At 72.1% G+C, this 23,194-nt stretch carries 23 protein-coding genes; 10 read left to right on the top strand and 13 right to left on the bottom strand.

What is annotated here, in order from left to right; translation table 11 throughout:
* Nucleotides 1-9: 9 nt before the first annotated feature.
* The 3 genes from QFZ75_RS13665 to QFZ75_RS13655 are packed head-to-tail and all read right to left on the bottom strand — an operon-like array spanning nucleotide 10 to nucleotide 3,110.
* On the bottom strand, nucleotides 10-1,143 hold the full coding sequence (locus QFZ75_RS13665) for an Mrp/NBP35 family ATP-binding protein (RefSeq protein WP_307536862.1): 1,134 nt from the start codon (nucleotides 1,141-1,143) through the stop codon (nucleotides 10-12).
* A gap of 43 nt (nucleotides 1,144-1,186) precedes the next feature.
* Nucleotides 1,187-1,789: a DUF1003 domain-containing protein gene (locus QFZ75_RS13660; RefSeq protein ID WP_307536861.1), complete on the bottom strand. Its 603-nt coding sequence runs from the start codon at nucleotides 1,787-1,789 to the stop codon at nucleotides 1,187-1,189.
* The gene (locus QFZ75_RS13655; protein WP_307536859.1) at nucleotides 1,779-3,110 is read right to left on the bottom strand and encodes a magnesium transporter MgtE N-terminal domain-containing protein; all 1,332 of its coding nucleotides are present in this window, start codon (nucleotides 3,108-3,110) and stop codon (nucleotides 1,779-1,781) included. Before QFZ75_RS13655 ends, QFZ75_RS13660 begins: the two co-directional genes overlap by 11 nt.
* Nucleotides 3,111-3,358: 248 nt before the next feature.
* On the opposite strand from QFZ75_RS13655, the gene QFZ75_RS13650 reads away from it, so the two are divergent.
* Nucleotides 3,359-4,117 (top strand): hypothetical protein, encoded by a 759-nt coding sequence (locus tag QFZ75_RS13650; RefSeq protein WP_307536857.1) that lies wholly within the window; start codon nucleotides 3,359-3,361, stop codon nucleotides 4,115-4,117.
* Between the two features lie 142 nt (nucleotides 4,118-4,259).
* Here QFZ75_RS13650 and QFZ75_RS13645 read toward each other — a convergent pair whose 3' ends face one another.
* Together QFZ75_RS13645 and QFZ75_RS13640 are read right to left on the bottom strand one after the other, a co-directional pair.
* Complete coding sequence (locus QFZ75_RS13645) at nucleotides 4,260-4,850, bottom strand: hypothetical protein (RefSeq protein WP_307536856.1); 591 nt, start codon at nucleotides 4,848-4,850, stop codon at nucleotides 4,260-4,262.
* A gap of 54 nt (nucleotides 4,851-4,904) precedes the next feature.
* Entirely contained in the window at nucleotides 4,905-6,014 is a 1,110-nt protein-coding gene (locus QFZ75_RS13640) for a magnesium and cobalt transport protein CorA (protein ID WP_307536855.1), read from the bottom strand.
* Nucleotides 6,015-6,531: 517 nt separating this feature from the next.
* Here QFZ75_RS13640 and QFZ75_RS13635 point away from each other — a divergent pair.
* Nucleotides 6,532-7,140: a suppressor of fused domain protein gene (locus QFZ75_RS13635; protein WP_307536853.1), complete on the top strand. Its 609-nt coding sequence runs from the start codon at nucleotides 6,532-6,534 to the stop codon at nucleotides 7,138-7,140.
* A 100-nt stretch (nucleotides 7,141-7,240) separates the two neighbouring features.
* On the opposite strand, the gene QFZ75_RS13630 is transcribed toward QFZ75_RS13635, so the two are convergent.
* Entirely contained in the window at nucleotides 7,241-8,494 is a 1,254-nt protein-coding gene (locus QFZ75_RS13630; protein ID WP_307536852.1) for an MFS transporter, read from the bottom strand.
* Nucleotides 8,495-8,690: 196 nt separating this feature from the next.
* Between QFZ75_RS13630 and QFZ75_RS13625 the strand changes: the two genes are divergently transcribed.
* The 3 genes from QFZ75_RS13625 (at nucleotide 8,691) to QFZ75_RS13615 (ending at nucleotide 11,102) form a co-directional block, all read left to right on the top strand.
* Complete coding sequence (locus QFZ75_RS13625; RefSeq protein ID WP_307536850.1) at nucleotides 8,691-9,332, top strand: DUF6758 family protein; 642 nt, start codon at nucleotides 8,691-8,693, stop codon at nucleotides 9,330-9,332.
* A 162-nt stretch (nucleotides 9,333-9,494) separates the two neighbouring features.
* Nucleotides 9,495-10,361: a PHP domain-containing protein gene (locus tag QFZ75_RS13620; RefSeq protein WP_307536848.1), complete on the top strand. Its 867-nt coding sequence runs from the start codon at nucleotides 9,495-9,497 to the stop codon at nucleotides 10,359-10,361.
* Nucleotides 10,362-10,496: 135 nt separating this feature from the next.
* Nucleotides 10,497-11,102: a MarC family protein gene (locus tag QFZ75_RS13615; RefSeq protein WP_307536846.1), complete on the top strand. Its 606-nt coding sequence runs from the start codon at nucleotides 10,497-10,499 to the stop codon at nucleotides 11,100-11,102.
* A 117-nt stretch (nucleotides 11,103-11,219) separates the two neighbouring features.
* Here QFZ75_RS13615 and QFZ75_RS13610 read toward each other — a convergent pair whose 3' ends face one another.
* On the bottom strand, nucleotides 11,220-11,372 hold the full coding sequence (locus tag QFZ75_RS13610) for a hypothetical protein (protein ID WP_007384531.1): 153 nt from the start codon (nucleotides 11,370-11,372) through the stop codon (nucleotides 11,220-11,222).
* Between the two features lie 209 nt (nucleotides 11,373-11,581).
* On the opposite strand from QFZ75_RS13610, the gene QFZ75_RS13605 reads away from it, so the two are divergent.
* The gene (locus QFZ75_RS13605) at nucleotides 11,582-12,496 is read left to right on the top strand and encodes an NYN domain-containing protein (RefSeq protein WP_307536845.1); all 915 of its coding nucleotides are present in this window, start codon (nucleotides 11,582-11,584) and stop codon (nucleotides 12,494-12,496) included.
* A gap of 30 nt (nucleotides 12,497-12,526) precedes the next feature.
* Here QFZ75_RS13605 and QFZ75_RS13600 read toward each other — a convergent pair whose 3' ends face one another.
* Together QFZ75_RS13600 and QFZ75_RS13595 are read right to left on the bottom strand one after the other, a co-directional pair.
* The gene (locus QFZ75_RS13600; RefSeq protein WP_307536843.1) at nucleotides 12,527-13,411 is read right to left on the bottom strand and encodes an alpha/beta fold hydrolase; all 885 of its coding nucleotides are present in this window, start codon (nucleotides 13,409-13,411) and stop codon (nucleotides 12,527-12,529) included.
* Nucleotides 13,412-13,993: 582 nt separating this feature from the next.
* A complete protein-coding gene (locus tag QFZ75_RS13595) occupies nucleotides 13,994-16,663 on the bottom strand; it encodes a DEAD/DEAH box helicase (protein WP_373465865.1) in 2,670 nt (889 codons plus the stop codon).
* A 447-nt stretch (nucleotides 16,664-17,110) separates the two neighbouring features.
* Between QFZ75_RS13595 and QFZ75_RS13590 the strand changes: the two genes are divergently transcribed.
* A complete protein-coding gene (locus QFZ75_RS13590) occupies nucleotides 17,111-17,857 on the top strand; it encodes a ferritin-like fold-containing protein (RefSeq protein ID WP_373465864.1) in 747 nt (248 codons plus the stop codon).
* 28 nt (nucleotides 17,858-17,885) lie between these two features.
* On the opposite strand, the gene QFZ75_RS13585 is transcribed toward QFZ75_RS13590, so the two are convergent.
* From QFZ75_RS13585 to QFZ75_RS13570, 4 genes are all read right to left on the bottom strand, one after another.
* Entirely contained in the window at nucleotides 17,886-18,158 is a 273-nt protein-coding gene (locus tag QFZ75_RS13585; protein ID WP_307536840.1) for a hypothetical protein, read from the bottom strand.
* Between the two features lie 252 nt (nucleotides 18,159-18,410).
* Nucleotides 18,411-18,638 (bottom strand): DUF3107 domain-containing protein, encoded by a 228-nt coding sequence (locus QFZ75_RS13580; protein ID WP_307536838.1) that lies wholly within the window; start codon nucleotides 18,636-18,638, stop codon nucleotides 18,411-18,413.
* A gap of 161 nt (nucleotides 18,639-18,799) precedes the next feature.
* Nucleotides 18,800-19,441 carry a TetR/AcrR family transcriptional regulator gene (locus QFZ75_RS13575; protein WP_307536836.1) on the bottom strand — a complete coding sequence of 214 codons (642 nt, stop codon included), beginning with the start codon at nucleotides 19,439-19,441 and terminating at the stop codon, nucleotides 18,800-18,802.
* A gap of 183 nt (nucleotides 19,442-19,624) precedes the next feature.
* Entirely contained in the window at nucleotides 19,625-19,849 is a 225-nt protein-coding gene (locus QFZ75_RS13570; RefSeq protein ID WP_307536834.1) for a hypothetical protein, read from the bottom strand.
* A gap of 273 nt (nucleotides 19,850-20,122) precedes the next feature.
* Here QFZ75_RS13570 and QFZ75_RS13565 point away from each other — a divergent pair, with 273 nt between their 5' ends.
* The 3 genes from QFZ75_RS13565 to QFZ75_RS41135 all read left to right on the top strand — a co-directional run bounded on the left by QFZ75_RS13565 (nucleotide 20,123) and on the right by QFZ75_RS41135 (nucleotide 23,167).
* Entirely contained in the window at nucleotides 20,123-21,112 is a 990-nt protein-coding gene (locus QFZ75_RS13565; RefSeq protein WP_307536832.1) for an alpha/beta fold hydrolase, read from the top strand.
* Nucleotides 21,113-21,120: 8 nt separating this feature from the next.
* The gene (locus QFZ75_RS13560) at nucleotides 21,121-22,962 is read left to right on the top strand and encodes a DUF3152 domain-containing protein (protein ID WP_307536830.1); all 1,842 of its coding nucleotides are present in this window, start codon (nucleotides 21,121-21,123) and stop codon (nucleotides 22,960-22,962) included.
* 112 nt (nucleotides 22,963-23,074) lie between these two features.
* Complete coding sequence (locus tag QFZ75_RS41135; protein ID WP_373465863.1) at nucleotides 23,075-23,167, top strand: Ms4533A family Cys-rich leader peptide; 93 nt, start codon at nucleotides 23,075-23,077, stop codon at nucleotides 23,165-23,167.
* Nucleotides 23,168-23,194 lie beyond the last annotated feature (27 nt).

The raw sequence follows: 23,194 nt of genomic DNA, 5'->3' as shown, positions 1-23,194 counted from the left end.
GGGACCCGGTTAGAACTTGTTCCTCGGGGTGATGCCGAGGGACATGCCCGAAAGACCCCGCTGGCGGCCACCGAGCTTGCCGGCGATGGCACGCAGCGCCGCGCCGGCCGGCGAGTCGGGATCGGTGAGGACGACCGGCCTGCCGTCGTCGCCGCCCTCCCGCAGCCGGACGTCGATCGGGATCGACCCGAGCACGGGAACGGTGGCCCCGGTCGTCCGGGTCAGCCCGTCGGCGACCGACTGCCCCCCGCCCGTACCGAAGATGTCGACCATGTCACCGCAGTGCGGGCAGGGCATGCCCGCCATGTTCTCGACCACACCGACGATCTTCTGGTGGGTCTGCACGGCGATGGACCCGGCCCGCTCGGCCACCTCCGCGGCGGCCTGCTGCGGCGTCGTGACGACCAGGATCTCCGCGTTCGGCACGAGCTGCGCGACCGAGATCGCGATGTCGCCCGTACCCGGCGGGAGGTCCAGGAGCAGGACGTCCAGGTCACCCCAGTAGACGTCCGCGAGGAACTGCTGCAGCGCCCGGTGGAGCATCGGGCCGCGCCACACGACGGGCGCGTTGCCCGGCGTGAACATGCCGATCGAGATGACCTTCACCCCGTGCGCGGACGGCGGCATGATCATGTTCTCGACCTGGGTCGGGTGACCGTCGGCGCCGAGCATGCGCGGCACGGAGTGGCCGTAGATGTCGGCGTCCACGACACCGACCTTCAGGCCGTCCGCGGCCATCGCCGCCGCGAGGTTGACCGTCACGGACGACTTGCCCACGCCGCCCTTGCCGGACGCGACCGCGTACACGCGCGTGAGCGAGCCCGGCTTGGCGAAGGGCACCTCGCGCTCGGCCTGGCCGCCGCGCAGCGCGGACGCCAGGTCCTTGCGCTGCTCGTCGCTCATCACGTCCAGCGTGACGTCGACCCGCGTGACGCCCTCGACGCGCGACACCGCCTCGGTCACGTTGTTGATGATGGTCTCGCGCATGGGGCACCCGGAGACGGTCAGGTACACCGCGACCGCGACCGAACCGTCCGCGCCGATCTCCACCGATTTGACCATCCCCAGCTCGGTGATGGGTCGATGGATCTCGGGGTCGTTCACCGTCGACAGTGCTTCACGCACCGCGTCTTCCGTAGCCATGGGGTCGATGGTACGGCGCCGGGGCCGGGGGCCGAGAGCCCCGTCACCGGTCGTCTACGTCACGCCCCCGCGGGTGTTCCGCCGGGAATACGACCCGGCCGCCGCCGGGCCCGTCCGGACGCCGGGCCTCCAGCTCCTTGAGCAGGTCCTCCAGCTCGGAGCGGATCCAGTCCCGGGTGGCGACCTCGCCCAGGCCCACGCGCAGCGCGGCGATCTCCCGCGTCAGGTACTCGGTGTCCGCGATGGACCGCTCGTTCTGTTTGCGGTCCTGTTCGAGGTTGACCTTGTCCCGGTCGTCCTGCCGGTTCTGCGCGAGCAGGATCAGCGGAGCGGCGTACGAGGCCTGCAGCGAGAGCATCAGGGTCAGGAAGATGAAGGGGTAGTTGTCGAAGCGCAGGTCGCGCGGCGCGGACACGTTCCACACCACCCACATGATGATGACGACCGTCATCCAGACGATGAACCGTCCGGTGCCCAGGAACCGCGCGATCCGCTCGGAGAGCCGTCCGAAGGCCTCCGGGTCGTACTCGGGCAGGAAACGGCGCCGCGGCGGCTGCGGCTGGTCGAGCCGCAGCCGTGCCCGGGTGCCGGCGCCCGTCCCGGCGGTGGCCCGCTCACGGGCCTCACGCTCGCGCTCAGGAGCCATCGGCGGCCTCCTCGGTGTCGTACCGGGCGGTGTCGTACTCGTCGTCACGTCCGGCGGCCTCCTCGGCCTGGTGGAACTCCTTCTCCCGCCAGTCCTCGGGCAGCATGTGGTCGAGGACGTCGTCCACGGTGACCGCGCCGAGCAGCGACCCGCTCTCGTCGACGACGGGCGCCGCGACCATGTCGTACGTCGCGAAGAAGCCGGCCACGACGGGCAGCACGGCCTCCGGGTCCAGCGGCTGCAGGTCGTCGTCGATCATCGAGCCCACGAGCGTGTACGGGGGGTCGCGCAGCAGCCGCTGGAAGTGGACCGTGCCGAGGTACTTGCCGGTCGGTGTCTCGTCGGGCGGACGGCACACGTACACCTGGGCGGCCAGCGCGGGGGAGAGGTCGGGGTTGCGCACCCGGGCGAGCGCGTCCGCGACGGTCGAGTCGGGCCGCAGCACGATCGGCTCGGTCGTCATCAGGCCGCCCGCGGTGCGCTCCTCGTACGACATCAGCCGCCGTACGTCCGCCGCGTCGCCCGGGCGCATCAGCGCCAGCAGCCGCTCCTTGTCGTCCTCCGGCAGCTCGCCGAGCAGGTCGGCCGCGTCGTCGGGGTCCATGGCCTCCAGGACGTCCGCGGCGCGCTCCTCCTTGAGCTTGCCGAGGATCTCGATCTGGTCGTCCTCGGGGAGCTCCTCCAGGACGTCGGCGAGCCGGTCGTCGTCCAGGGCCGCCGCGACCTCGGCGCGCCGCTTCGCGGACAGGTGGTGCAGGACGTTCGCGAGGTCGGCGGGACGCAGCTGCTCGAAGGTGGCGAGCAGGTTCTCGGCGCCCTGCCCGTGCTCCTCCAGCGAGAACCCGGTGACGGCCGACCACTCGACGGTCAGCGTCTCCCCCTTGGCCCGCCGGAACGTGCCGCCCGTCCTCCCCTTCCGTACGAAGACCCGGTCGATCTCCCAGTCGCGGCGGGCGGGCAGCTGCTGGACGGAGACGTCCAGGACGGTGGCCTCCTCGCCGGTCTCGACGAGCGTGACGCGCCGGTCCAGGAGTTCGCCGAGCACGAGCCGTTCGGTGGGGCGCTGCTCGAAACGGCGGACGTTCAGCACACCGGTCGTGATGACCTGGCCGGACTCGATGCCGGTCACCCGGGTCATGGGCAGGAAGATCCGGCGGCGGGTGGACAGCTCGACGACGAGACCGAGCAGCCGCGGGGGCCGCCGCCCCACGCGCAGGATCGCGACCAGGTCGCGCACGCGTCCCACCTGGTCGCCGCTGGGGTCGAAGACGGCGATGCCGGAGAGGTGCGAGACGAAGATCCTGGGGGCGCCTGCCACCATCCCGGCGCCTCCTTCTCTGTACGTGTACGCGTGTGTGTACGTCTGCGGGTTCGGACACGGCTTCGGCCGGGGCCACGGTACGGGGTGCTTTGGATCGTCATGTCCGCCGGGGTGGGCTTCAGGCTAGCCCGTCCCGGTCGGATACGCCCTGGTGGGCGGTCCGTACGGACTGGCTCCGAGTGGCGTGGCGGACCCCGGTACGCTGCGGTACGCCGTTGAGGACGACCGCACGAAAGGCAGCGCCACCTGTGACTGCGATTCCCCGGGGACGTACCCGTAAGGCCGCGTTGGCGAGGGCCGTGTGCGCGCTGGTCGTGGCGGGGACAGGGGTGGCGGGGTGCGGCGGTGAGGATCCGGACGCGGGGACCAACGGGGTCGGGAAACTGCCCCCCGCGAAGATCCAGAGCAGGACCCAGTCGGCCGCGAAGGGCGCCGCGGCGGTGCGGCTGTCCGGAGCGGTGGTCAGCAACAAGCGCACCTACAAGCTGGACATGCAGCTCAAGAAGGACGGCGGCACCGGGTCGGTCACCTCGGAGGAGGCGACGTTCCAGCTGCTGCGGGTCGACGAGCACCTGTTCATCAAGGCGGACGCGGACTTCTGGACCCACCAGGACGGCGGGGACGACGACAGCGCGTCCGACGCGACCGCGGCGGACAAGCTGGAGGGCATGTACGTGAAGGTGCCGAAGGGGGACCCCGCGTACCAGCAGCTCAGTGTCTTCACCGACAAGGACGTCCTGCTCGACGGGCTGCTCGGCCTGCAGGGGAAGCTGGCGACCGACGGCCACCACAAGCTGAACGGGACCCGCACGATCCGGCTCACCGGCGACGAGGGTTCCGGCGGGCAGATCGACGTCTCCCTGGAGGGCCGGCCGTACCCGCTCCTGCTGGTCCGCGCGGGCGACGCGGGGACGATCCGCCTGACGGACTGGGGCAAGGACTTCACCCTGCGGGCACCGGAGAAGGACAAGACGGTGGACTACGGCCAGCAGCTCCCGTCGTCCTGACGCCCGGCGGCCCTGTTTTCAGGGGCGTTTCCAGGGGCGCTTTCAGGGGCGCGGGGAACTGCGCGCCCACCTCCCGCCCGCCCGCACCCGCAATCCGTCCCGGCTTCCCCGGTAACAGGCGCTCCGCGCGGAGCGAGAGCGCCTAACGGCGCTTGCGGCGGCCGAAGAGCAGCCGCGGCACCGCCGCCGGCACCGGCTGACGCGTGGTCGCCGGCGTGGGCACGGGCGCCGCGGCCAGCGACCCGTCCGGCAGCGATCCGTCCGGCAGCGACGCGGTCGCCCCCGTCGGCGTCAGCCGCAGGACCCGGCACTCCCGCGCCCACCGCCGCGTCATCGCCTCGCCGTCGGGCGCGTTCAACCGCTTGCCCTTCAGCTCACCGACCGCCGCCTCCCACGCCTCGGACCCCGCCGCCAGCTCCACGACCGCCGCGGACCAGGAGACGAGCCGCCCGCCCTTGTCCTTGCTGCGGACGGTGACCTCCGCCTCGCGGCCGTCCACGAGCCCCGTCAGCGGCTGCTCGCCGGGACCGTCCCCGACCACGGACACCGCCCCGTCGTGCCACACGTGCCACAGCGCACGGGCCGGCGCGGCCGGGACCCCGGAGTCCAGCGTCGGCACCGAACCGCCCCGCACCCAGATGAGCCCGGACTTCCTGGTGGCTTCCTCCACGAGCGCCCGGTCCATCAGGAGGGACGCCGCGGAGCGGCTCGGGGGGCTGGCCTGATCCGTCATGCCGGCCAGCCTAGCCGGGCCCGGTGGAGCCGGGGCGGGCCCGCGCGGAGCCCTTCAGAGCCAGCCGTTGCGCTTCAGGGTCCGGTGGATGCCGAGGCAGAGGACCACCGTGATGCCCATGATCACGGGATATCCGTACCGCCAGTGCAGTTCCGGCATGTGCTCGAAGTTCATGCCGTACACCCCGCACACCATCGTCGGCACGGCGATGATCGCGGCCCAGGAGGTGATCTTGCGCATGTCCTCGTTCTGCGCGACGGACGCCTGGGCGAGGTTGGCCTGGAGGATCGAGTTCAGCAGTTCGTCGAAGCCGACGACCTGCTCCTGCACCCGCGCCAGGTGGTCGGCGACGTCCCGGAAGTACTTCTGGATGTCGGGGTCGACCAGCCGCATCGGCCGCTCGCTCAGCAGCTGCATGGGCCGCATCAGCGGCGACACCGCCCGCTTGAACTCCAGGATCTCCCGCTTCAGCTGGTAGATCCGGGCCGAGTCGACACCGCGCGACACCCCGCCCCGGCGGCCGGGCGAGAACACCTCGGTCTCCACGTCGTCGATGTCGTCCTGCAGGGCGTCCGCCACCGCGATGTACCCGTCCACGACGTGGTCGGCGATGGAGTGCAGCACGGCGGAGGGGCCCTTGGCGAGCAGCTCGGGATCGTCCTGCAGCCGGTGCCGCAGCGCCCGCAGCGAGCCCTGCCCGCCGTGCCGCACGGTGATGAAGAAGTCCCGCCCGGTGAAGCACATCACCTCGCCGGTCTCCACGACCTCGCTGGTGGCGGTGAGTTCGTCGTGCTCGACGTAGTGGATGGTCTTGAAGACGGCGAACAGGGTGTCGTCGTACCGCTCCAGCTTGGGCCGCTGGTGGGCGTGGACGGCGTCCTCGACGGCCAGCGGGTGCAGCCCGAACTCGGCGGCCACGCCGGAGAACTCGTCCTCCGTAGGTTCGTGCAGGCCGATCCACGCGAACCCTCCGTCGCGCCGCACCTGACGGATCGCCGCATGCGGCGTGAGGCTGTCGTCGCAGGGGAGTCGGACGCCGTCGCGGTAGACCGCGCAGTCCACGACGGCCGAACTCTCCGCGGCCGACCGCGTGGTGTCGTACGCGCCGCCGTCCTTGCGCAGGGAGGGGCGGACCGCGGCACGCAGGTTGTTGATCATCGACATGGCTGGCTCCTTCGCGAACGAAGCCCGCCGGCGACGGCTGGAACTGCCCGGAATGGGGACGTCCTGACTGCGGATGTTTGGCACGTCCACAAAGCGGGGAGCACCGCACCGTCACGGTGGCGGCTTCGCTACTGATACAGATCAGAAAAATTCAGACAGATCAGGAAAAACGAAGTGCTCTTCCGTCGTGCACCGGACCGGCCATGACGCGAGCGCGAGAAGTGCGCGAGAGGTGGCAGCCAGGAGAGCGTGAGCTCTGAGAGCTGAGAGGGACTCAGCAGCCGGAAGAGCGGGTGGTACTACCTGGTCGACTTCGATCCATGGAGCCCCACCTCCTCCGGCCGGTCCCCCGTGGGGGAGATCCATCCCCCGTAGGGGAGTCTCATGCGTCGAGACGTGGGCCGGGACTCGAGAGCGACGCTTCTGCGTGCTGCCCCGACCGGCGGCCCAGGCTATCAGCCGGCTGAAGTGTCAAGCCGTCGCTTTGCCCGCTGCTGACGAGTTCTATGCTCGGCGCATGGCTGATGTTCTTCCTCTGGTGGAGGCCCGGTTGCGTACCGCGCTGGGCGAACCGGACGCCCGCGCCGCGGTGACCTTCCTCGGCACCGACCGCATCGAGGTGCTCCGTTTCACCGTCCCGGACACCGCCGGTGCGGCCGGTACGGGGATCGTCCGGTACGCGACACTCGGTATGTCGGCCCAGCCCATGGCGGACCCCACGGCGGTCGTCGCCGACCCGGTCGCGGGCCCGCGCGCCGAGCTGGTCCTGTCGGTACGGGCCGGCGGCGCCGACACCGACAAGGTGCTCCGCCCCCTCGCCGTACTGGCCGCGTCCCCGCAGGTCGAGGGCCTGGTGGTGGCCCCGGGCGCCTCGCTCGACGTGGGCGCCCCGCTGTGGCCCGGCGCCCCCTTCACCTCGGTCCTGGTCGCCGAGCCGGGCGGTCTGGTCGAGGACCTCGAACTCGACGCGCCCCTGGACCCCGTACGGTTCCTGCCGCTGCTCCCCATGACGCCGAACGAGGCGGCCTGGAAGCGGGTGCACGGCGCGGGCGCCCTCCAGGAGCGCTGGCTCACGAACGGAACGGACCTGCGCGACCCCGCACGCACGTCCGTCTCCCTGGACTGACCGGCCCGCCGACGCGACCGGTCCTCAACGTCCGTGCGCCGGCGGCCGGTTGCCGACGTCACACTCTTCGGGCGGAACCCGGCCGGTCCCGCGCCGGACCTCAGTTCGCGAACACGGTGACGCCGTCCTCGGTCGAGTGCCGCTCCTCCAGCCGCTCCGCCTCGTGCGTGAGGGCGGTGCGGCGGACGAGGACCACGAGCGCGCCCAGCGCCGCCGTGACCGCCGCGACCACGAACGGGACGTGGATGTCGGTCCACTCCTCGATCCGCGGCGCGAAGAACGGGGCCGCCGCCGCCGCGAACCAGCGGACGAAGTTGTAGCCCGCGCTCGCCACCGGGCGCGGCGCGTCCGACACGCCGAGGGCGAGCTCCGTGTAGACGGTGTTGTTCACGCCGATGAAGGCGCCGGAGAGGATCGTGCAGACGACGGCCGTGGTGTGGCTGCCGTACCCGAGGACGAGCACGTCGGCCGCGAGCAGCACCAGGGACCCGCCGAGCACCTTCAGCGAACCGAGGCGGGCCTGCATGCGCGGCGCCACGAGCACCGAGAACACCGCGAGCAGCACACCCCAGGCGAAGAAGACCCCACCGCTCTTGTACGGAGTCATGTCCAGCACGAACGGCGTGAAGGCCAGCACGGTGAAGAACGTGTAGTTGTAGAAGAACGCCGAGGCCGCCACCGAGGCGAGACCGCCGTGGCCCAGTGCCCTGACCGGGTCGAGCAGGCCCGTCCTGCGCGCGGGCTTCGGCTGCTCCTTCAGGAACGCCGTGATGCACAGGAACCCGATCGCCATCAGGAACGCGGTGCCGAAGAACGGGTAGCGCCAGCTGGCGTCACCGAGCAGCGCGCCCAGCAGGGGCCCGCAGGCCATGCCGAGGCCCAGGGCGGACTCGTACAGCAGGATCGCCGCCGCGCTCCCGCCGGCCGCCGCGCCGACGATGACGGCGAGGGCGGTGGAGACGAAGAGGGCGTTGCCGAGTCCCCAGCCGGCCCGGAAGCCGACCAGTTCGCCGACCGAGCCGGAGGTGCCGGACAGCCCGGCGAAGACCACGACCAGCGCGAGGCCGAGGAGCAGGGTGCGGCGGCCGCCGATCCGGCTGGAGACGAAGCCGGTGACCAGCATCGCGAGGGCGGTGATCAGGAAGTACGAGGTGAAGAGGAGGGAGACCTGACCGGCGGTGGCGTCCAGGCCCTTGGCGATGGACGGCAGGATCGGGTCGACGAGGCCGATGCCCATGAAGGCGACGACGGATGCCCCGGCGGTCGCCCAGACCGCCTTCGGCTGACGTAGGAGGCTCGTGGCCCCCGCGTCGAAGGTGTCCCCTTCGGCGGGGCCTCCCGTACTGCTGTTCATGCCCGCTCCTTCACGCTGCTCGCGGAGAGATGGTCGTAGATGGTTGGCGTATACACATAATAAGTTAGTTCGGCTAATGAGTGCAAGCTACATCTAGTTTTGCGCGGTGGGAGGGCGTGGCGAGGAGGTGACGGACGGGCGCCGGACGGGTGATCGTCCTTGACGCGGTGAAGTACGGGGAGGACCGTTGTGCCTCATGAGGGGCGAACCCAGTTGCCCGAAGTGTGGTGGCCGGGTCAGGGCTCCCGGTCTTTTTGCCGACTCCTGGCAGTGCGACGTGCACGGCGTCGTGCATCCGCTGCAGCCCGTGCTCCCGCCCAGCGTCGAGGCTCTCGACGTGGTCGTGCACCGGGCCCGCGTACCGGTGTGGATGCCGTGGCCGCTGCCGGTCGGCTGGCTCTTCACGGGTGCGGCCTTCGCCGGTGACGACCGCAGCGGCGGTCGCGCCACGGCGGTGGCCTGCTCCGGGCCCGGACCGCTCGGCGGCATGGGCGAGCTGATCCTCGTCGCGGAGGAACTGGGCGTAGGCCTGGGCGCGCGGTACGCGGGCATCGACGGACCCGACCCGGGACCGTACCTGGACGTCGAGAAACCCGCCGAGGCGAAGGTGCTGGCCGCGGGCCGGCCGACTCCTCTGTGGCATGTCCCCGGAGTGCCCGACGACCGGGCCGTCTTCGCGGGCGAGGCGCGCGGGCTGTGGCTGTGGGCGGTCGTGTGGCCGGAGCAGTCGGGGCTGCTGATGTACGACGACCTGGTGCTGACCGATCTGCGGGACGCCGGTACGGACTCGGACCTGCTGCCGTGCGGGGCGCTGTCGCCGCGGATCCTGGAGCCGTAGGCTCCCGTCGGCCCGGCGGGCTCCGCCGGCTCCGAAGGGACGGGTGTGCCACCCCAGGGCGGTGTAGGGGGTGACCCCGCACCGCGGGTGTGACAGAGGCTGTTCCTGATCCCGTTATCCTTGAGCGGTTCCCCTCGTCCTGCCCGTGTCTGGAGTCCGCTCGTGCGCATCGACCTGCACTGCCACTCCAAGGCCTCCGACGGTACGGACACCCCGGCCGAGCTGGTGCGCAACGCCGCCGCGGCGGGTCTCGACGTCGTCGCGCTGACCGACCACGACACCACCCGCGGGTACGCCGAGGCCGTCGCGGCCGTGCCCGCCGGGCTGACGCTCGTGACCGGCGCCGAACTGTCCTGCCGTCTCGACGGCGTCGGCCTGCACATGCTGGCGTACCTCTTCGATCCCGAGGAGCCGGAGCTGCTGCGCGAGCGGGAGCTCGTACGCGACGACCGGGTGCCGCGGGCCCAGGCGATGATCGGCAGTCTGCGCGAACTGGGTGTGCCCATCACCTGGGAGCAGGTGGCGCGGATCGCGGCCGGCGGGTCCGTGGGGCGGCCGCACATCGCGACCGCGCTGGTCGAACTGGGCGTGGTGGCGACCGTCTCGGACGCGTTCACGGCCGAGTGGCTCGCGGACGGCGGCCGGGCGCACATCCGGAAGCACGAGTCGGACCCGTTCGAGGTGATCCGGCTGGTCAAGGCCGCGGGCGGGGTGACCGTGTTTGCGCATCCCGCCGCCGCCAAGCGGGGCCGGACCGTGCCGGAGTCCGCGATCGCCGAACTCGCCGCGGCCGGGCTCGACGGCATCGAGGTCGACCACATGGACCACGACGCGGCGACCCGCGCCCGGCTGCGCGGCCTCGCCGGCGAGCTGGGTCTGCTGACGACCGGCTCCAGCGACTACCACGGCAGCCGCAAGGCGTGCGAACTCGGCGAGTACACGACGGACCCCGAGATCTACGGCGAGATCACCCGCCGGGCGACGGGCGCGTTCCCCGTCCCGGGCGCGGGCGGCACGACGACCGCGTAACACCCCGCCCGCCCGTACGCGGGGCGCCCCGGAGGGGCGCGGGGAACTGCGCGACAAGCCGCGACGCACCGGCGGCGGCCTCACGGCCCGCCATCCCCTCACTCACCCTCGACACCCCGCAAGGCCAACCTGCTCATGTTCGACCTCGCCGTTTTCGGCTCCCTCTTCCTCACGCTCTTCGTCATCATGGATCCCCCCGGGATCACCCCGATCTTCCTCGCCCTGACCTCCGGACGACCGGCCAAGGTCCAGAAGCGGATGGCCTTCCAGGCCGTCTGCGTGGCCGGCGGCGTCATCACCGTCTTCGGCCTGCTCGGGCACCGGATCCTGGACTACCTGCACGTGTCGGTCCCCGCCCTGATGATCGCCGGTGGCCTGCTGCTCCTGCTCATCGCGCTCGACCTGCTCACGGGCAAGACCGACGAGCCCAAGCAGACGAAGGACGTCAACGTCGCCCTCGTACCGCTGGGCATGCCCCTGCTCGCCGGTCCGGGCGCGATCGTGTCCGTCATCCTGGCCGTGCAGAAGGCCGACAGCGTGGCGAACCAGGTGTCGGTGTGGACGGCGATCCTGGCCATCCACGTCGTGCTGTGGGTCGTGATGCGGTACTCGCTGCTGATCATCCGCGTCATCAAGGACGGCGGCGTCGTACTCGTGACGCGGCTCGCGGGCATGATGCTCTCCGCGATCGCCGTGCAGCAGATCATCAACGGCGTCACCCAGGTCGTCCGGGGCGGTTGAGCCACGGAACCGCAGCACGGAACCGAAGCACGGAAACCGCAGCACGGAAACGCGGAACCCCCGCCGGCGTCGTACCGGCGGGGGTCCCGAAATCTGTCGGACGAACTACTGCCGCTGTTATGAGGCCGAGGTGTCGGCCGGGCGGATCCAGAGACGCTGCCCGATGGCGGCGGCCTGCTGAACGATCCGGTTGACGGAGGCGGCGTCCACGACGGTGCTGTCCACGGGGGTGCCGTCGACGTCGTCGAGTCGCATGATTTCGAAGCGCATGGGCTTCTCCCTTCGTCTGGTCATCCTCCTGGAGGAGAACTACTGGTGGGTGGGGAGCGGAGCGTCTTCGTCCGCCTTCCCGTAGGAGTCAACGGGATGTTTGTTACGAACATTCCCTACGCTAAAGAAAACTTTCGAACGTCTAATTACTTACGAGTATCCGAACCATCCGTGTTCACACGATGACGTACTGCGACAATGGGACGCATATGAATGACGACTTCGCGGCAGCCGACGACCTCGCCTCCCTCGGTGCACGCATCGACCGCGCGAACGAGCTGCTCCAGCGCGTGCTCGCCGAGGTGGCGAAGACGCCGTCGACCCATGCGATCTTCGTCGACGCCGGCTACCTCTACGCGGCCGCGGGCCGGCTCGTCGCCGGGACGGAGGACCGCCGGGCCTTCGAGCTGGACGCCGAGGGCCTCATCGACGCGCTCATCGACCGGGCGCGCACGATCTTCGCGGACAGCAGGCTGCTGCGCGTCTACTGGTACGACGGGGCGCGGCGCCGTATCCACACCGCGGAGCAGCAGTCCATCGCCGAACTGCCCGACGTCAAGGTCCGGCTGGGCAACCTCAACGCCAACAACCAGCAGAAGGGCGTCGACTCCCTGATCCGTTCCGACCTGGAGTCCCTGGCCCGGCACCGCGCCATCAACGACGCGACGCTCATCGGCGGCGACGAGGACCTGGTCTCGGCGGTCGAGGCGGCGCAGGGGTACGGGGCCCGGGTCCACCTCTGGGGCATCGAGGCGCCGGAGGGCCGCAACCAGGCGGAGCCGCTGCTCTGGGAGGTCGACAGCCAGCGCACCTTCGACCTGGAGTTCTTCAAGCCGTACGTCGTCCGGCGCACCGGCGGCCCGTACGACACGTCGGTGGTGAACAGGCCCGCCCGGGAGGACGTCCGCTTCGTGGGCGCGCAGATCGCCGCGAAGTGGCTGGCCGAGCGGGGGCGGGAGCCACTGGCCGACCTGCTGCCCGGCCACCCGTATCTGCCCGGTCCCGTCGACCAGGAACTGCTCGTGGAGTCCGAGGGACTGCTGCAGTACTCACTGCGGGGCCAGGCCGATCTGCGGCGCGCGCTGCGCGACGGCTTCTGGGAACATCTGCAGGGCCAGTACTAGGCCCCTCCGCCCCTCCGCCCCTCTGGCTCTCTAGCCCACCTGGTCCCAGAACGCGGCGAGTGCCCCGGCCGTCTCCCGGGGGCGGTCGGTGTTGGGCGAGTGCTCCGCGCCGCGCACGACCGTGCGGTGCGCCCCGAGGCGTACGGCCATGTCGTCGAGGAGCGGGACCGGCCAGGTGTCGTCGATCTCGCCCGACAGTACGTGCACGGGCAGCCGCAGGGCCGCCAGCTCGTGCACGCGGTCGGGCTCCTCGCACAGCTGCCGGCCCGCCGCGATGAGCTGGGCCGGGCTGTTGCCGAGCCAGCGCCGCCGCAGGACCTCCAGGTCGTCCAGGCCGGCGTCCAGGCCGGAGTCCAGCTCGCCCTCGGCGTCCTCCGGCGGATCGTCCAGCGCCCGGATCGCCTCCCAGACCTGCGCCATGTCCATCACGGCGAGCGCGTCCCGCAGCAGCTTCACCCGCTGCTGCTGGGAGGGGGAGATCTCCGCGGGCCCGGACGAGACGAGGGTGAGCGAACGGAAACGGGCCGGCTCCAGCAGGACGGCCGCGCGGGCGACCTGGCCGCCGAAGGAGTGGCCCACGAGGTGGAAGCGGTCCTCGGGGCCGGTGGCGAGCGCGTCGAGCTGCGCCAGCACGTCCTGCGCCAACTCGCCCTGCGCGTAGGGCGTTTCGTCGTCCTGCGGGCCCGGTGTCTCGTACTGGCCCCGGCCGTCCACCGCGACGGTCCGGTAGCCCGCCGCGGCCAGGGGTTCGTGCAGCGAGATGAAGTCCTCCTTGCTGCCGGTGAACCCCGGCAGCAGCAGCGCGGTCCCCTTCACGGGACCGCCCGCGTCGATCACGGCGAACTGCCCGCGCGCGGTTTCGAGACGGTACGCGCGGGCCCCGGAGGGCGGGACGAAGGTGACGGGCCTGCTCATGAGGACGAGGCTATCCGGGGAACCCGACGATCCGCAGACCGGGCGACGGCCCGGGTTTCCACACCTGCCCCGACCCGGCCCGCACCCGCCCCGCACCCGTGCCGGACTGGACCGGTGCAGGGTTGCGCCGAGCCCGACCGAGCCCGACCGGGCCCGACCGGGCCGAGCTGAACCGGGCCGTGCCGTGCCGTGCCGGATCGGGCCGGGCCGGGTGCGGACCGCACCCGTGCCGGACTGGACCGGTGCAGGGTTGCGCCGAGCCCGACCGAGCCCAACCGAGCCCGACTGAGCCGAGCCGTGCCGTGCCGGATCGTGCCGTGCCGGACCGTGCCGGATCGGGTCGGTGCCGGACTGGACCGGTGCAGGGTTGTGCCGGGCCTGACCGGGCCCGACCGGGCCGAGCTGAACCGGACGGTGCCGAGCCGAGCTGAACCGTGCCGGACCGGGTCGGACCGAGCCGTGCCGGAACGGACCGGACCCGTGCAGGGTTGTGCCGAGCCGGAATGGACCGAGCCGGACCCGTGCCGGGGAACGCCGACGGCCCGGTCCCCGCCATGGGGACCGGGCCGTCGGGTCTTGAACTCAGCCTTCCGCGGGCTCGGCTGCCGTGGCCTTGCGCGTGCGGCGGCGCGGCTTGGCCTCCGGCGCGGCCTCGGCCGCGTCCGTACCCGCGTCCGTACCCGCTTCCGTGGTCACGGCCTTGGCGGCCGTCTTGCGCGTGCGGCGCGGCTTGGCCGGAGCCTCGGCGGTGTCCGCCGCCGCCTCGCCGGCCTGGGCCGGGATGTCGGCCTCGGCGACCGTGACCTTGCGGGTGCGGCGACGGGGCTTCGTCTCCGTCCCCTCGGCCGTGTCCACCGCGCTCTGCGCGCCCTCGGCCGGCGCGGCGGCGGCCTTGCGGGTGCGGCGCGGCTTGGTGACGGCGGCCGCGGGTGCCTCGAGCGGCGCGCCCTCGGCGGTGTCCACCGCGGTCTCGGCGGCCTTGCGGGCCCGCCGGCGCGGCGCGGCCTCCGCGACGGGCGCCTCCTCCACCGGGGCGACCGCGGCGGCGGGAACCGTCTCGGCCGCCTTACGGGTGCGACGGCGCGGCTTGGCCTCGGGCTCCTCGGTCGTCTGCGCCGGGATACCGGCCTCGGCGACAGCGCTGACCTCGGCTGTCTCGACGGGCGCGGCGGCCTTGCGGGTCCGCCGGCGCGGCTTGGCCTCAGCGGTCTCGGCGGTGTCCAGGGCCGCCTCGGCGGCGTCCGTGGTCGTGGCCTCGGCCGCGGTCCTGCGGGTGCGGCGGGGCTTGGCCTCGACGGCCTCGACCGGGTCCGCCACGGCGTCCACCACGGCTTCGGCGGTCTTACGGGTCCGGCGGCGCGGCTTGGTCTCCGCGACCGGCGGGACCTCCGCGACCGCGGGCACCGCGACGGGCGTGCCCTCGACGCTGTCCACCGCGGGCGCGGCGGTCTTACGGGTGCGGCGGCGCGGCTTGGTCACGACGGCTTCCGCGGCCTCGACGGCGGCGGCCACCTCGCTCGCCCCGACGGTCCCGGTCGGCTCGGCCGCGGGGGCCTCCTCGACGACGACCGTGCCGGGCTGCGCGGCCTCCGCCGGACGGCGCGAGCGCCGGCGGCGTGGCCTGGCCTCCGCGTCCGTCACCGGCTCGGTGGCCGGTACGGGTGCGGGCGCGATGACCTCGACGACCGTGCCCTCGACGACCGTGCTCTCGACGACGGCGTTCTCGACGACGGTGCCCTCGGACGCGGCGACCGCGGTCGCGGCCTGCTCGGGGAAGCCGCCCCCGGTACGCGTACGGCGGCGCCGGCGCGGGGTGCGCGGCTCGGCGGCCGCGGCCGGTCCGGCGCTCTCGGCCGGGGCCTGCGCCGTGGTCTGCGGCTCGGCGGCGTCGAGAGCGGTGCCGTTGCGCGTACGACGACGGCGGCGCGGCGTGCGCTCCGAACGCTCACGGTCCCGGTCCCGGTCCCGCTCACGGTCGGCCACCGGGGCCGGACTCGCGGGACGGCCACCGCGGCCGCCGCGGGCGCCACGCCCGCCGGTCTCGCCGAGATCCTCGACGACCTCCGCGGACAGACCGGCGCGGGTGCGCTCGGCACGCGGCAGGACACCCTTGGTGCCGGCCGGGATCTTCAGCTCCTCGAAGAGGTGCGGGGAGGTGGAGTACGTCTCCGGCGGGTCGTTGAAGCCGAGGTTCAGCGCCTTGTTGATGAGCTGCCAGCGCGGGATGTCGTCCCAGTCGACGAGGGTGATCGCGATGCCCTTGGCGCCCGCGCGGCCCGTACGGCCGATGCGGTGCAGGTACGTCTTCTCGTCCTCGGGGGACTGGTAGTTGATGACGTGCGTGACGCCCTCGACGTCGATGCCGCGCGCGGCCACGTCGGTGCAGACGAGCACGTCGACCTTGCCGTTGCGGAACGCGCGCAGCGCCTGCTCGCGGGCGCCCTGGCCGAGGTCGCCGTGGACCGCGCCGGAGGCGAAGCCGCGCTGCTGCAGCTGGTCGGCGAGGTCCGCCGCCGTCCGCTTCGTGCGGCAGAAGACCATCGCGAGACCGCGGCCGTCGGCCTGCAGTATCCGCGAGACCAACTCGGGCTTGTCCATGTTGTGCGCGCGGTAGATGTGCTGCTTGGTGTTCGCGACCGTCGCGCCCACGTCGTCCGGCTCGGAGGCGCGGATGTGGGTGGGCTGCGACATGTAGCGGCGCGCGAGACCGATGACCGCGCCCGGCATGGTGGCCGAGAACAGCATCGTCTGACGGCGGACCGGCAGCATGTTCATGATCTTCTCGACGTCGGGCAGGAAGCCCAGGTCGAGCATCTCGTCGGCCTCGTCGAGGACGAGGGCGCGTACATGCTTCAGGTTCAGCTTCTTCTGGCCCGCGAGGTCCAGCAGCCGGCCCGGGGTGCCGACGACGACGTCGATGCCCTTCTTGAGGGCCTCGACCTGCGGCTCGTACGCCCGGCCGCCGTAGATGGCGAGAACGCGGACGTTACGGACCTTGCCGGCCGTCAGCAGGTCGTTGGTGACCTGCGTGCACAGCTCGCGCGTCGGGACGACGACGAGGGCCTGCGGGGCGTCGGTGAGCTGCTCGGGCTGGGCCCGGCCCGCCTCGACGTCCGCGGGGACGGTCACGCGCTCGAGGAGCGGGAGGCCGAAGCCGAGCGTCTTGCCGGTGCCCGTCTTGGCCTGGCCGATGACGTCGTTGCCCGCGAGGGCGACGGGGAGCGTCATCTCCTGGATGGGGAAGGGACTCATGATGCCGACGGCCTCGAGGGCCTCGGCAGTCTCGGGAAGGATCCCGAGGTCTCGGAAAGTAGTCAGGGTGCTGCCTCTTCTGTGTACGCGGTGCGAGGCGAGCGCGGGGGTCGTGTCGGGGACCGTGCCGGGGACATCGGCCGCTCTTGACCAGCGGGCCGGGTGGCATGGGACCACTGCCGACGCTCGAGCGTTCGTACCGCTGAGGGTCCCTCCGGATGCCGTACGCGACTGTGCCGTACGGGCGAGGAGGACTGTCGGGTCGGAGCCGATCGGGCCACCGACCGGGCATCCTCATTCGTGCGGCCCGTCGAGTCACATGGATCAACTCAGCGAGCGCATTACCACCATACCCCGGATCCGCGCATATGCGATGGCCGATTTGGTCACGTAGTCGTCGTCACACTGATTCACCAGGGCCTTCCGCCGTGCGGCGGGCGGGCTATTGTGCGCTTCATGACGACGTCTGCCAACTCTTCCGACGCATCCGCCGAACCCACCGGAGTCGCCGCCCAGGACTGGGCCAAGGCCTCCGTCGACCCCCAGTACCGTGCCGCGGTCGTGGATCTGATCGGAGCGCTGGCGTACGGGGAACTGGCCGCGTTCGAGCGGCTCGCGGAGGACGCCAAGCTGGCGCCGACACTCGGCGACAAGGCGGCGCTCGCGAAGATGGCCTCGGCGGAGTTCCACCACTTCGACCAGCTCACGGCCCGGCTGACCGAGATCGGGGCGGAGCCGACACAGGCGATGGAGCCGTTCGTGGCCGCGCTCGACGGGTTCCACAAGCAGACGGCGCCCTCCGACTGGCTGGAGGGGCTCGTCAAGGCGTACGTCGGCGACTCGATCGCCAGTGACTTCTACCGCGAGGTCGCGGCGCGGCTCGACGCCGACACACGCAAGCTGGTGCTGGCCGTCCTCGACGACACCGGGCACGCGTCGTTCGCCGTCGAGAAGGTGCGGGCCGCCATCGACGCGGATCCGCGGCTGGGCGGGCGGCTCGCGCTGTGGGCGCGGCGGTTGATGGGGGAGGCGCTGTCGCAGTCCCAGCGGGTGGTCGCCGACCGGGACGCGTTGTCGACGATGCTCGTCGGCGGCGTCGCGGACGGGTTCGACCTCGCGGAGGTGGGGCGGATGTTCTCGCGGATCACCGAGGCGCACACCAAGCGGATGGCGGCGCTGGGACTGGCGGCCTGAGCCTTCCGGGACCGCCTGACTCAGGGGCTCAGACCGCTGCCGAGTGGTGGCGGTGGAGTCTTCCCGCGGGGCGCAGGAGCAGGGAGACCGAGGCGGCCGCCACCGTGATCGCACCGAGCAGTACCGGCAGGAGGCCCACGGAGCCCAGCGCCGTGTGGGTCAGGAACGCCCCGAAGAGGCCGCCCGCGGCGCCCGTCGACAGCACGAGGCTGCGGGCCGGCAGGCGGTGCGGCAGGCGGCTCAGCGCCACCCAGGCAAGGGCCAGACCGAGGACGGCGGAGCCGAGCGCTTCCATGAACATTTGGGTGGTCCCTCCCGCACGGCTGTGTGCACTTCGGTCGTAGGCCGTCATACCCGTGACCTGCGAAACACAACCCTCCTGTGTGGACGGGTTGTGCTCCGTCTGTGAAGTACGGCGAAGTACGACGAAGCACGGCAACCCGGATGGAGTACCTGCGCACGGGCACGGAAAACACGGACATGAAAAAGGACATGGAAACGGGCATGGAAAAGAGGCCCGGCGGCCGGTGCCGCCGAGCCCCTCTCCTGTGCCCTACAGCGCGCTGAAGCCCACCTTGCGGGTCGTCGGCTCGCCGAGCTCCACGTACGCGAGACGGTCCGCCGGTACCAGGACCTTGCGGCCGTGGTCGTCCACGAGGCTGAGCAGCTGCGACTTGCCCGCCAGGGCATCGGCCACCGCGCGCTCGACCTCTTCCGGACTCTGACCGCTCTCCAGAACGATCTCGCGGGGCGCGTGCTGCACGCCGATCTTGACCTCCACGGCTATGTCCCTCCGACGGTCACTGCTGTGCGCGTTCGTCCGCGCCGTACGCAGCACACATTAGCCCGGTGAGGGGACGTGCACGCTCCGCCCGAGAACGCCAGGAGCGAACACCTCGTGGGAACAAAGTGGCGCCCGTGGCGAACGGCGGCCGGCCGCCGTCAGTGGTTCTCGGTGCCGTGCAGCGGGAATCCCGCGATACCCCGCCACGCCAGCGAGGTCAGCAGCTGCACCGCCTGGTCGCGCGGCACGCTGCGGTCGCTGTGCAGCCAGGAGCGCGCCACCACCTGGGCGAGTCCGCCCAGGCCCGAGGCGAGCAGCATCGACTCGGCCTTCGACAGGCCGGTGTCCTCCGCGATGACCTCGCAGATCGCCTCCGCGCACTGGAACGTCACCCGGTCGACCCGCTCGCGCACCGCAGGCTCGTTCGTCAGATCCGACTCGAAGACCAGCCGGAAGGCGCCGCCGTCGTCCTCCACGTACGCGAAGTAGGCGTCCATGGTGGCCCGTACGCGCAGGCTGTTGTCCGTGGTGGACGCCAGCGCGGTCCGCACGGCCGACAGCAGTGACTCGCAGTGCTGGTCCAGCAGGGCCAGGTAGAGGTCGAGCTTGCCGGGGAAGTGCTGGTAGAGAACCGGCTTGCTGACGCCCGCGCATTCGGCGATGTCGTCCATCGCGGCCGAGTGGTACCCCTGAGCGACGAACACTTCCTGGGCGGCGCCGAGGAGCTGGTTGCGTCGGGCACGGCGCGGCAGGCGTGTGCCCCGCGGGCGTGCTGCCTCTGTCTGCTCGATGGCTGTCACGCAGCCTCCCAAAATCGTCCACATGCGGTGAGCGCCGCGCGGCCATCGTACTTTTCGGTAACCGTGGTGTGCGCGGTGCGAGCGGAGAATTTCACGGACCGGACGCCGCCGGAACCGCGCAGACCGCGCCATAGGGGGACACGGCGGACCCGTGGGGCACCCGGTGCCCGCCCCGGTTCCCGGTCACCGGTAGTCGTCCTCGTCGAGTTCCACGACCCGCGCCTGCTCCACGAGGTCCGCCTCGCTGGCCTTGCCCGGGTCCACGCCGGCCAACGGGTCGTCCCGGCGGGGCGCGAGGTCCTTGTGCTGCTCGGCCGCGTCGGCCTCGGGGGCCTCCACGCCGATCTCGCGCGCGCCGGTGTCGTCCGTGTCCTCGAGTGCCTCGGGGTCGGTGGGGTCGGCAGTCATGTGTCCTCTTCCCGAGCGGTACCGCTGTGCTCTTACGTGTGCGTGTGTGTGCGCAGATGTTCCTGCGCGAGTACGAGTGCCCACGTTCCCGAAGCGTATGAGAGCCGACAGTGGGACGCCATGCGATCCGCCCGCACGGTGGACGCCGGCTGTGCGAATGCCCGTCGTGCGAACACCCGTCGTGCGGACGCCGGTCGCGGGGACGTGGCGCCGGTCCGTGCCTGTGACTGCGAACACACGATCCACTGCGTGATCGTCTCGTAACATTGCCGCATGTCTTCGACCGAACTGCCCTCAGTGCTGGCCGCCTCCGTCACGCCGAAGGTCAGTTCCGTCAGGGTGGCGGCGGGGGAGAGGCTGCGCTCGGTCGGGCTCCCCGGCGTCACGCTGACGGTCCGTTCGAGACCGCCGGCCCGCGAGGGGCTGCCGCCCGCGCTGTACGTGCACGGGCTGGGCGGCTCCTCGCAGAACTGGTCGGCGCTCATGCCGCTCCTCGACGGTCTCGTGGACAGCGAGGCGCTCGATCTGCCGGGCTTCGGCGACTCGCCGCCGCCGGACGACGGCGACTACTCGGTGACCGGGCACGCCCGCGCGGTCATCCGCTACCTCGACGCGAGCGGGCGCGGCCCCGTGCACCTCTTCGGGAACTCGCTGGGCGGCGCCGTCACGACACGCGTCGCCGCGGTACGCCCCGATCTCGTCCGCACGCTCACGCTGGCCTCGCCCGCGCTCCCGGAACTGCGGCCGCAGCGCACCGCGGTGCCGACGGCGCTGCTCGCACTGCCCGGCGTGGCGTCCCTGTTCACCAGGTTCACCAAGGACTGGACCGCCGAGCAGCGGGTGCGGGGCGTCATGGCCCTCTGTTACGGGGACCCCGGCATGGTGACGCCCGAGGGGTTCCGCAACGCGGTCGAGGAGATGGAACGGCGGCTCGCCCTTCCGTACTTCTGGGATGCGATGGCACGCTCGGCACGCGGCATAGTGGACGCGTACACCCTGGGCGGCCAGCACGGACTGTGGCGCCAGGCCGAGCGGGTGCTCGCGCCGACCCTGCTCGTCTACGGGGGCCGCGACCAGCTCGTCTCGTATCGTATGGCTCAGCGTGCGGCGCGTGCTTTCCGGCAGTCCCGGTTGCTGACGTTGCCTGACGCGGGCCATGTGGTGATGATGGAGTACCCGGAGACACTGGCCACGGCCTTCCGCGAACTCCTCGCGGACACAGGTGAGTTGACCGACGCCGGCGCTAACGGCGCGAGGAGCTGAAGCGGGACGTGGGACGTCACAGCCGACGCGGGCCCGCCCCCAAGGGCGGCACCGTCGACCCACCCGTGGTGCCGGCCGCCCGGTCGGAGACGGGAACAGGGACGGGGACAGGGACGGGAACGGGGACGGGAACCACCGGCGCGGCGGCGGGGCGGCGGCGGGCCTCCGCGGGACAGCTCCCGGCCGGGCAACAGCAGCCGCCGCCGTCGGGTGGGGCGCCCGCCCGCGGGGTGCCGCGCCTGCCCGAGGGGTGGGTGCCGCAGGGATCCGGCGGCCGGCCCGAACAGGCGGTACCGCGTCCTGGCGGGCAGACGCCCACGGGCGGCGCTCCCCGGTACGCCGACGGGGCCGCCCGGCAGGGGAACCAGCACCTGGGTCAGCACTCGAACCAATACCCGGACCAGGATCCGGGTCGGCACCCGGGCCGGTACCGGGGTGAACACGCCGACCGGCCCTCGGACCCGTTTCCGAGCCTGCCGGACGGGACGCCCGCCCACGGATTCCCGCAGCTGCCGGACGGCACCCCGGCCCACGGATTCCCCCGGCTGCCCGACGGCACCCCGGCCCATGGTTTTCCCCGGCTGCCCGACGCCGCCTCGGCCCAGGGCGCGCCGCGTCCTGCTGACGGCACCCCCGCGCAGGGCCCGCCCCGTGTCCGCGGTGGGCACCCCGAGCAGCGGGAGGCCGGCGGCGGCTGGGGCGGGACGAGGGCCGATGCCGGGTACGGAGCGCCGCGGACGTCCCCGCAGGGGGCGCCGCAAGGGTCCGCGCAGGGGCGGCCGGCGGGCGCCCCGCGAGGCCCGGCACCGGCGCAGGGCCCGGGTGGGTCCCGGGGCCGTTCCGGAGCCTCGGCCCCGGGCCGGCGGTACGCGTCGGACGCGGCCGGGGCCGGCGGCCCCCGCCAGGCCTACGTCGACGCCTTCGGTACGGACGGCGACAGCTCCGTGCTCCGCTCCGCCCCCGTCGTCGACCGGGACGACGAGGTCGAGCACAAGGCGCCGCCCCGGAAGCCGGGAACGACCAAGACGGCGCCGGATCGGACCGGGGGCGGCAAGGGCCGGGCCTTCACCGGCATCGCGGCGGCCGCCGTCACCACCGTGCTGGCCGTCGTCGTGGCGGGTCAGGTCGCCGACGGAGACACGGACGACACCGCGCGACCGGCGGCGACCGGCGCCGGCCGGGGGGCAGACGACTACGCGTCGCGCACCGACAAGCGCCCCGCGCCCTCCGTACGGCCCGGCGTCGCGACGCTGTCCTACGCCCAGCAGATGGCGGCGAAGTATCCCCTCGCGGCCGGACTCAAGGGCGGCGGGAAATTCGAGGCGGTCCCCGGTCTCGACAAGGCCCCGGGAAAAGGGCAGAAATACACCTATCGCGTCGATGTCGAGAAAGCCCTCGGCCTCGACGGCGGGCTCTTCGCGCAGGCCGTGCAGAAAACCCTGAACGACAAGCGCAGCTGGGCCCACGGCGGCGGCCGCACTTTCGAGCGGGTCTCCTCCGGAAAGCCCGATTTCGTCATTACGCTGGCCAGTCCCGGCACCACCGCGTTCTGGTGCGCCAAGTCCGGTCTCGACACCACCCAGGACAACGTCTCCTGCGACTCGGCCGCCACCGACCGCGTGATGATCAACGCGTACCGCTGGGCCCAGGGTTCCGAGACGTACGGCGACAAGATGTACGCGTACCGTCAGATGCTGATCAACCACGAGGTGGGACACCGGCTCGGATACGGGCACGTCAGCTGCAGTGTCGACGGCGGGCTCGCCCCCGTCATGCAGCAGCAGACCAAGTTCCTCGACCACGACGGGATCAGCTGTCGGCCCAACCCCTGGCCCTTCCCGTCGAGTTGAGCGGGAGCGGCGGGGGGCGGCCGGAGCGGCGGGCGCGCGGTGGCGGGGGGAATCGCCGAGGGGTGGACGGCCCACGTTGACAGCCGGGAAAAGTTCCTTCATATTTTCTGGCATGTCGTCTCGTCACATCCCCGCGCGCGCCGCTCTTGAGCTGGCGCTCTTCGGTGTGACCGCACTCTGCGTGGCCGACATTCACTGTCGCTGACCTCCGCCCCAGGCGCGCGTCGGCGTT

Origin of the sequence: Streptomyces sp. V3I8, from assembly GCF_030817535.1 — a bacterium.
Lineage (GTDB): Bacteria > Actinomycetota > Actinomycetes > Streptomycetales > Streptomycetaceae > Streptomyces.
The sequence above is the reverse complement of the archived record's forward strand: the minus strand, read 5'-3'. Positions and strand labels throughout refer to the sequence as shown.